This is a genomic window from Microbacterium sp. (assembly GCF_044340635.1).
Taxonomy (GTDB): Bacteria; Actinomycetota; Actinomycetes; order Actinomycetales; family Microbacteriaceae; genus Microbacterium.
The window spans coordinates 54,745-62,676 of the sequence record NZ_JBIITF010000019.1 but is presented as its reverse complement, the minus strand read 5'-3'; the positions used below and the strand labels follow the sequence as shown (position 1 = coordinate 62,676).

General features: G+C 66.8%; 9 protein-coding genes and 1 tRNA gene. 3 read left to right on the top strand and 7 right to left on the bottom strand.

Features of this window, described 5'->3' with window-relative positions:
* Window positions 1-130: 130 nt before the first annotated feature.
* Entirely contained in the window at window positions 131-1,165 is a 1,035-nt protein-coding gene (locus ACIQ0W_RS14375; RefSeq protein WP_396643402.1) for a tyrosine-type recombinase/integrase, read from the top strand.
* A 210-nt stretch (window positions 1,166-1,375) separates the two neighbouring features.
* On the opposite strand, the gene ACIQ0W_RS14370 is transcribed toward ACIQ0W_RS14375, so the two are convergent.
* The 5 genes from ACIQ0W_RS14370 to ACIQ0W_RS14350 all read right to left on the bottom strand — a co-directional run bounded on the left by ACIQ0W_RS14370 (window position 1,376) and on the right by ACIQ0W_RS14350 (window position 5,008).
* Window positions 1,376-1,447: transfer RNA gene (locus ACIQ0W_RS14370), tRNA-Arg, on the bottom strand.
* 45 nt (window positions 1,448-1,492) lie between these two features.
* Window positions 1,493-1,990: an HNH endonuclease gene (locus ACIQ0W_RS14365; RefSeq protein WP_396643401.1), complete on the bottom strand. Its 498-nt coding sequence runs from the start codon at window positions 1,988-1,990 to the stop codon at window positions 1,493-1,495.
* A 309-nt stretch (window positions 1,991-2,299) separates the two neighbouring features.
* Entirely contained in the window at window positions 2,300-3,154 is an 855-nt protein-coding gene (locus tag ACIQ0W_RS14360) for a M23 family metallopeptidase (RefSeq protein ID WP_396643400.1), read from the bottom strand.
* A 14-nt stretch (window positions 3,155-3,168) separates the two neighbouring features.
* Window positions 3,169-3,924 carry a M23 family metallopeptidase gene (locus tag ACIQ0W_RS14355; RefSeq protein ID WP_396643399.1) on the bottom strand — a complete coding sequence of 252 codons (756 nt, stop codon included), beginning with the start codon at window positions 3,922-3,924 and terminating at the stop codon, window positions 3,169-3,171.
* 382 nt (window positions 3,925-4,306) lie between these two features.
* On the bottom strand, window positions 4,307-5,008 hold the full coding sequence (locus ACIQ0W_RS14350) for a metal-dependent transcriptional regulator (protein ID WP_396643398.1): 702 nt from the start codon (window positions 5,006-5,008) through the stop codon (window positions 4,307-4,309).
* A 99-nt stretch (window positions 5,009-5,107) separates the two neighbouring features.
* Here ACIQ0W_RS14350 and serC point away from each other — a divergent pair, with 99 nt between their 5' ends.
* Entirely contained in the window at window positions 5,108-6,229 is a 1,122-nt protein-coding gene (gene serC, locus ACIQ0W_RS14345; protein WP_396643397.1) for a phosphoserine transaminase, read from the top strand.
* 113 nt (window positions 6,230-6,342) lie between these two features.
* Here serC and ACIQ0W_RS14340 read toward each other — a convergent pair whose 3' ends face one another.
* Together ACIQ0W_RS14340 and ACIQ0W_RS14335 are read right to left on the bottom strand one after the other, a co-directional pair.
* The gene (locus ACIQ0W_RS14340; RefSeq protein ID WP_396643396.1) at window positions 6,343-7,146 is read right to left on the bottom strand and encodes a DUF3027 domain-containing protein; all 804 of its coding nucleotides are present in this window, start codon (window positions 7,144-7,146) and stop codon (window positions 6,343-6,345) included.
* A complete protein-coding gene (locus ACIQ0W_RS14335; protein ID WP_100811644.1) occupies window positions 7,130-7,513 on the bottom strand; it encodes a cold-shock protein in 384 nt (127 codons plus the stop codon). Before ACIQ0W_RS14335 ends, ACIQ0W_RS14340 begins: the two co-directional genes overlap by 17 nt.
* 134 nt (window positions 7,514-7,647) lie before the next feature.
* Here ACIQ0W_RS14335 and ACIQ0W_RS14330 point away from each other — a divergent pair, with 134 nt between their 5' ends.
* The gene (locus ACIQ0W_RS14330; protein ID WP_396643395.1) at window positions 7,648-7,926 is read left to right on the top strand and encodes a multidrug ABC transporter ATPase; all 279 of its coding nucleotides are present in this window, start codon (window positions 7,648-7,650) and stop codon (window positions 7,924-7,926) included.
* Window positions 7,927-7,932 lie beyond the last annotated feature (6 nt).

Genomic DNA, 7,932 nt, shown 5'->3' with positions numbered 1-7,932 from the left:
CTGGGCCGTTTGACGCCCATCGAGTTCGAGACCATCATGAACACGACCGCCGCACTGGCGGCGTGACTACAACCTGTCACCTATTCGTGCAGCAGTCCCCACCGAAACGCAGAAGCGCGGCTTCACGACGATGCGTGACGCGCAGCTCTACCTCTCCATGGTCACTGTGTCCAAGTCGAAGGGCGAGTACATCGACCCGTCGTCGTCGCGGGTTCCGGTCCGGATGTTCGCCGATAGTTGGCTGCGTTCCAAGCACCCGCCAATGTCGAAGCCCTCGTACTACATGACGCTCGAGCAGGCGTGGCGCAACCACGTCTCTCCGATCTGGGCAGACAGGGAGATCTGGTCGATTCGGCGCTCCGAAGTCCAAGACTGGGTATCAGAGCTCGCAACGCAGAAGTCGCGCACGGTCGTTCTTCGCGCACTGGGTGTCCTCGCCGGCATCCTCGATGTCGCCATCGACGATCGCCGCCTCACAAACAATCCGGCCCGCCATATTCGTAATCTCCCTCGCAACGGTCCGGGCAAGCGCCGCGTATACCTTTCGCACGACCAGGTGGCGACGCTGGCGGCGTGCTCGGCGCATCCAACGATGGTCCTGACTCTGGCGTATACAGGCCTGCGCTGGGGCGAGGCGACGGGGCTGCGGGTGCGCAGCGTGAACCGGCTGCGTCGACGTTTCGTCATTGAGGAGAACGCGGTGATGATTGCCTATGAGATCCATGTCGGCACGCCCAAGACGCACGAGAGGCGCTCGGTCCCATATCCCCAGCGGCTCGCTCCGATGATCGAGGAGGCCTGCGCGGGTAAGGGCCCGGAAGGGCTGCTCTTCGGCGACGGCGTCAGTCACATGCGCAACTCCGGTGCGCAGGGATGGTTCGCGAACGCGGTGAAGCGCGCGCAGGCGGTTGATCCGTCGATCCCGCGTCTGACGCCGCACGACCTCCGGCATACCGCTGCATCGCTCGCGATCAGCTCGGGGGCGAACGTGAAGGCCGTGCAGCGGATGCTCGGGCACGCGTCGGCGGCGATGACCCTCGACACCTACGCTGATCTCTTCGACGACGATCTGGATGCCGTCGCGCAACGGCTAAATGATGCTATGCCGCTGGTGGCGCTGCCGGCGGGTCCGCAGACCCGATATGCCCGGCGGCAGCGGCCGTAGAGCAGATTGCTCAGTTTTCTAGCGAGACACATCTCGCCCGAAGTGCTCGATTTTGGGGTTCTGAGACGTCGAACGACGCGCCGCGCAGGGGCTTGTTTGCGCTGCAAATCCGCCCGCAGGTTTTCGTAGTGCGGCCAAAAAGCGGCCAAAAACACATACTTTGAGCTGGTACCAAAGAATGAATTCCAGGTCAGATCCAAAAAGAGACTGTGCCCCTGGAGGGACTCGAACCCCCAACCCTTTCCTTAGGACGGAACTGCTCTTCCATTGAGCTACAGAGGCTAGGCCACCAAGTCTACCGAGCCCCAGCATCCGGACTCGTAGGGGTCATGCCGCGAGCTCGAGGTACGGCTCCCACCGCGGGTCGGCACGCTCGGTGCCGCGCACCGTCCACTGCGTGCCGTGCGGCGGCCGTGGCATGTAGCGCAGATCCCAGCGCATCTCGGCCGGGGTCCGGTCGCCCTTAATGTTGTTGCAGCGCAGGCAGCAGGCGACGAGGTTCTCCCACGAGTCCGCTCCCCCGCGCGACCGCGGCAGCACGTGATCGATCGTGGTGGCACCCTTGCCGCAGTACGCGCAGCGGTTGCCGTCACGACGCAGCACGCCCCGCCGCGTCACCGGCACGCGACGCGACTGCGGAACGCGCACGTAGCGCGTGAGCAGGATCACCGCCGGACGATCGACCGCGCCTCGAGCGCCCCACACGGGATCGCCCTCCACGCGCTCGATGATCGTCGCCTTCGCATTCATCACGAGCACGAGAGCTCGTTTGAATGACACGACGGCCAGCGGTTCGTATCCTGCGTTCAGCACCAGAGTGCGCATCGGGTGTCCTCTCGAATAGCCCGTGACGGCTTCAGCGGTATTCGATACAGCGACGCCCGCGGGCGCGACAGGCTGCGAGGACGAAAAAAAGCGCCGTCCCTAGGGGCAGCGCCTTGCGGCCACGGTCGTGCCGTGGCATCCGTCCACGCGATGACGAAGGACGTAACGACCGTGCGCATTCCGGGTTCGGATGCGAGGCGTGATATCCATCGGCATTTCCCATCGCTCGAGCAAGCGTTCGGGGTCAGATTACCCCACGATTCGGCGTGCGAGATTCACGGATGCCGAAGGTTCATCCGTGTCGCGAACTCAGGTGCCGTAGGGCCCGAGCCACGGCATCGGGTCGACCTTGGCGTTGTTCACGAACACCTCGAAGTGCACGTGGTTCGCCGTCGCATACCCGGTGCGCCCCACTCCCCCGATGACCTGGCCGCGCGAGACGGTCTGCCCGGCCTCGACCTCGCGCGTGCCATACGACAGGTGCGCGTACAGCGTGCTGACGCGAACCCCGTCGATCACGTGCTCGATGCGGACGTACGCGCCGTAGCCGCCGCTGCCGCCCTCGGTGGACTGGCTGACCACCCCATCTGCCGATGCGTAGACGGGCGACATCGCGGGGGCGAGCATGTCGACGCCCTTGTGCGACCCGCCGCGCGCACCGAAGCGGTCGCTGATGTTCGAGATGTTGCGCAGCGGCCATCCGATCGCACCGGAACCGGCCGGGATGCTGCTGAGGTCGACGGTGACCGAACCGCCCGACGCGGCCGCCTTGGCGCGCGCGGCGGCAGCTTCGGCGGCCTTCTTCTTCGCGATCTCTTCGGGCGTCGTCGCCGAGTATGACCCCCGCGCGAGCGTGCCGTCGCCCACATCCGACGCGACGATGAGCGTTTGCGCTCCGTCGGCCGCGAGTTGCTGCAACGTTTTCGCTTCCGTCTCGGGCTTCCACGCCGCGTACGCGGGGATCGCCACCGTCGCCACAAGTCCCGTCACGATAGACAGGGTCAGGATGCTGCGAGCCGGAGCACGACCCGCGCCACCTGAGGCCGCGCGCGGTTGAGCGAACTTCGCGAGCGGCAACGACAGTCGTCGCCGGAGCGTTCCCGTTGGCCGCACCCGTTCGAGGCTCGAGTCCTCATGGGCGTCAGTCGGCGGCTTCGCAGGCATGACAGAGGTCTCGATCAACCCGCGTTCGCGGCGAGCCAGCCTTCAGCGTCGACGCGGGTGCCATCCACATGAATCATGAGGTGCAGGTGGGTGCCGAAAGCCAGACCGGTATCGCTGACCTGACCGATCAGCTGGCCGGCGCTCACCGTCGCCCCGGCGCCCACCGCACGGCTGCCCGGAAGCATGTGCCCGTAGACGGTCTGCACGGCGTGGCCGTTGATGTTGTGCATGATCGTGATCGTCACGCCGAGTCCGCCGCCACCGTCGGAAGATGCGGTGACGACGCCGTCGGCCACGGAGTAGATCGGGGTGCCGCGCTCGACCATGTAGTCGGTACCGCGGTGGCCCGCGTAGGGCGCTCCGAAGTTGTTGAAGTAGGGCAGCGGGCGTCGGACGAGGCCCGACCCGGGCGCGACCAGGGGAACACCGGCGGGAACCGCGTACGACCCCCCGGAAGATGACGACGACGACCGGGTGGCTGCCGCCTTGGCGCGAGCAGCAGCGGCGGCGGCGGCCGCTTCTTCGGCCTTCTTCTTCGAGATCTCGTCCGGCGTGGTCGCCGAATACGAGCCTCGGGCCAGGGTCGAATCCGAGACATCCGATGCCACCACGAGGGTCTGCGCACCGTCAGCCGCGAGCTGCTGCAGCGTCGTTGCTTCAGCCTCGGGCTGCCAGGCAGCGTATGCGGGGATGGCGACGGTAGCGACAAGGCCGGTGACGACGGCAAGAGTCAGGATGGTGCGGACCGGACCGCGGCGGCCCGTGCGCACCGTTGTGGCGCGCCCACCAGGCGCTGCGCGACGCTCAAGTTTGGTCGCTCGTCGAGGTCGGGGTGGCTTCTGTGTCTCGCTCCGAGCCGGCCGTCCCCAACGGGCCTGGCTCGCTACCTGCGCTTCGGGGGCGCTTTCTGGCGAGTCGTTCTCTTCAGCCAAACGTTTCCTCCTGCCCCGACACCCGCGTAGCAGGTGCTGGCTCGTCGCCACGATGTTCGTGGTTCAGCCGGCCGAGTGGACGAGCCTAGAGGGGCGTTCGGGCCGGGAGTTCCCCCGCCTGGCTTATCGGCGGTGGACTTTTCGAGGTTACCGGAAGGTAACGGTTCTGTCACTTCGACAGCGGCGCCTGTGGACGAAACAGGACACTCCCGCATCCATATCAGACCGAAACGTCCACCAGGAAGATGTGCGCGGCGACCTCGACGGGGAGCTCGAGGCCCTCGTCCGATCCGTCCATTTCGACGAGAACGTAGCCCTCGTTGTAGCGGTATCGCCCCTTGGCTCCCGGCATCACACCGGCGCTGCGCAGTTGTTCGAGCAGTTCGGGGTCGACCTGCGCGGGCTCGGCGAGGCGACGCACGGTGCCCTCGACGGGACCGCCGACCTCGTTGAGGTGACGCACGAGACCGACAACTCCCTGTGAAAACACGGCAGCGGGCACATCACCCAGCTGGTCGAGCCCGGGGATCGGGTTTCCGTACGGCGATTCGGTGGGGTGACCGAGCAGCTCGACGAGCCGCCGCTCGACCTGCTCGCTCATCACGTGCTCCCAGCGGCAGGCCTCTTCGTGGACGTACGCCCAGTCCAGACCGATGACATCCGAGAGGAGTCGCTCCGCCAGGCGGTGCTTGCGCATCACGTCGACGGCCTTCTGACGACCCGCGCTCGTGAGTTCGAGTCGACGATCTTCGGACACGACGACGAGGCCGTCGCGCTCCATCCGTCCGACGGTCTGCGAGACGGTCGGGCCCGAGTGTCCGAGGCGCTCCGAGATGCGCGCGCGCAGAGGAATGATGTTCTCTTCTTCGAGCTCCAGGATGGTGCGGAGGTACATCTCTGTCGTATCGATCAGATCGGTCATGGCAGCTAGTTCCTCGCGTCCGGGTTGCGAAGGCAAGCCTAACCCAGCGGGCCGTCACACGGCCGGAGTCAGGTCCTGGCCGACTCTAGAATCGAGGGCATGTCCCACGTCTCTCTTCCGAGTGAACTCCTGCCCGCCGACGGACGCTTCGGCTGCGGTCCGTCGAAGGTCCGCCCCGCCCAGCTGGCTGCCCTCTCGACCGCCGGAGCAGACCTGCTCGGCACATCGCACCGCCAAGCCCCCGTCAAGAACCTCGTCGGCGACGTTCGGTCGCTGCTCGCCGAGTTGTTCCGCGCCCCCGAGGGCTACGAGGTGCTGCTCGCCAACGGCGGATCGACGAGCTTCTGGGATGCCGCGGCCTTCGGCCTGATCGAGCGTCGCACGCAAAACCTTGTCTTCGGTGAATTCGGTGGCAAGTTCGCCGCGGCCGCGAAGGCCCCCTGGCTCGAGGCCCCGGATGTGCGCAACGCACCCGCCGGGCAGCGCACGACCGCCGAGGTCGTTGCGGGCGTCGATGTGTACGCCTGGCCGCACAACGAGACCTCGACCGGCGTGCTCGCCCCCGTCACGCGCGTCCACGGCGACGAGGGTGCTCTGACCGTCATCGATGCGACCAGCGCCGCGGGTGGTGTCGACGTCGACATCGCTGAGACCGACGTCTACTACTTCGCGCCGCAGAAGAACCTCGGATCCGACGGCGGCCTCTGGCTCGCCCTCGCCTCGCCCGCCGCGATCGAGCGGATCGAACGCATCGGCAAGTCCGACCGCTACATCCCCGAATCGCTCAGCCTGGTCAACGCGGTCAGCAACTCGCGCCTGAACCAGACGCTCAACACCCCGGCGCTCGCCACCCTGTTCCTGCTGCGCGACCAGCTCGCGTGGATCGTCGACAACGGCGGCCTGTCGTGGGCATCGGCTCGTACGCAGGAGTCGTCGTCGGCGCTGTACGACTGGGCCGAAGCATCCGCCGTCGCCACGCCGTTCGTCGCCGATCCGGCCGACCGATCGCAGGTCGTCGTCACGATCGACTTCGACGAGAGCGTGGATGCCGCGGCCCTCGCGGGGTCGCTCCGCTCCAACGGCATCGTCGACACCGAGCCCTACCGCAAGCTCGGGCGCAACCAGTTGCGTATCGCGACGTTCGTCTCAATCGAGCCGGACGACGTGCGTCAGCTCATCGGCGCGATCGAGTACACGCTCGAGCGGATGCCTACGGCCTAGGTGCCCGCGCTCCCTGAGCTTGTCGAAGGGAGCAGCCAGGCATCGCGCCGGGCCGGACGGGTCACTTCGACAGGCTCAGTGACCGAGACGTTCCCCGGGTCAGCAGGTACGTCTCAATAGCTGCGGTCGACGCGAGGGTCGTCGTAATCAGGCTCGTCGTCGTCCTCGTCCGAGTCGTCGTCGTCGTCCTCATCAGAGTCGTCGTCGTCCTCATCAGAGTCGTCGTCGTCCGAGTCATCCGACTCATCATCATCGTCGTCCGAGTCCGCGTCGTCGGAGAAGTTGTCGATGTCGACACCGTCGACGTCGCCCGAGTGCAGGATCGGCGATCCGTCCTCGTCGAAATCGGCAGCGTCGAGGTCGTCGACGTCATCCTCGTCCGAGTCGTCGTCGGAATCGTCGTCTGAATCGTCCGCGTCGTCGCCCTCGTCGGAGGCCTCGGCAGCGAGCGCCTCCTGGTCGAGCTCTGCCTGATGGGCGTGATACTCGGCGAGCCGCTCGGCCCAGGGCGTCCACTCGGGGGCGAGCAGCGCGCCGTCACCGGGCATCAGTTCCGCCTCGAGCACGGTCGGGGCGGAACCCTCGACGCGCGCGAGCGTGACGGTCCAGAACCATCCGGGGTACCCGGCCATGCGATTCGCGAATCGCAGCGACAGGGCGCCGTCGGGCTCTTCGCGATAGCCGGCGGGCTCACCGATCGTCTTCTCTTCGGTGATCTCGCGTAGCGCGGCGAGCGCGAGGTCGCGCGCGTCGATCAGCTGCGGGTCGGGCTCGGCTGGCTGGGCTTCCGTTTCCTGCGGCTCAGTCGGCTCCGACGCAGCAGCGTCCGTCGCCTCAGCGTCCGTCGCCTCAGCGTCCGGCACCGAGGAATCCGGCACCGAGGAATCCCGCGGCTCGGACTCAGGCGTCGAGTTCATCGGCGACCTTACGCAGGACCGCGGCGATCTTCTTGCTGTGGGAGCTGCTCGGGTAGCGGCCGCGACGCAGGTCCCCGCCCATACCGTCGAGCAGCTTCACGAGGTCTTCGATGATGATCGCCATGTCGTCGGCCGGCTTGCGCTGCGCCTTCGACAGGCTCGGCGGCGCCTCGAGCACGCGCACAGACAGCGCCTGCAGCCCGCGCTTGCCGTCGGCAACGCCGAACTCCAGGCGCGTACCGGGCTTCGGGGCGGGCGTGCCCGCGGGCAGTGCGGTGGCGTGCAGGAAGACGTCTTCGCCGTCATCGGTGGAGATGAAGCCGAAGCCCTTCTCTTCGTCGAAGAACCTGACCTTGCCGGTGGGCATCGTGAACTACCTCGTTGCGTCTGGCGCCCGCAGGCGCTGAAGAATCCGGGGAAACCCCCGACATACCAGCCTACGGCACCTCTTCGCGAGGCGCGCGATCGATCCGAGCACCCGCGCCCACTAGGCTCGGACGAATGAGCACGTCTCCCGATTCTTCGCAGCTGCAGCCTGGGCGCGCCGAACGCATCCTCGCGTTCATGTCGCTCGGGATCGCGCTCCTGTCGATCGTGTGCTTCGTCGCCATCATCATCGGAACAGCCACGGGCATGAGCCGGGAAGACTTCGCATCCGGAATCTGGCCCCTCGTCGCGGTCCTGCCCAACATCGGGCTGCCCCTCGCCTTCGTCTTGATCATCACGCTTCTCGTCATCACCTGGGTGCGTCGCAGGCGCGCGAATCAGGCATCGTCTTGAGCCGAC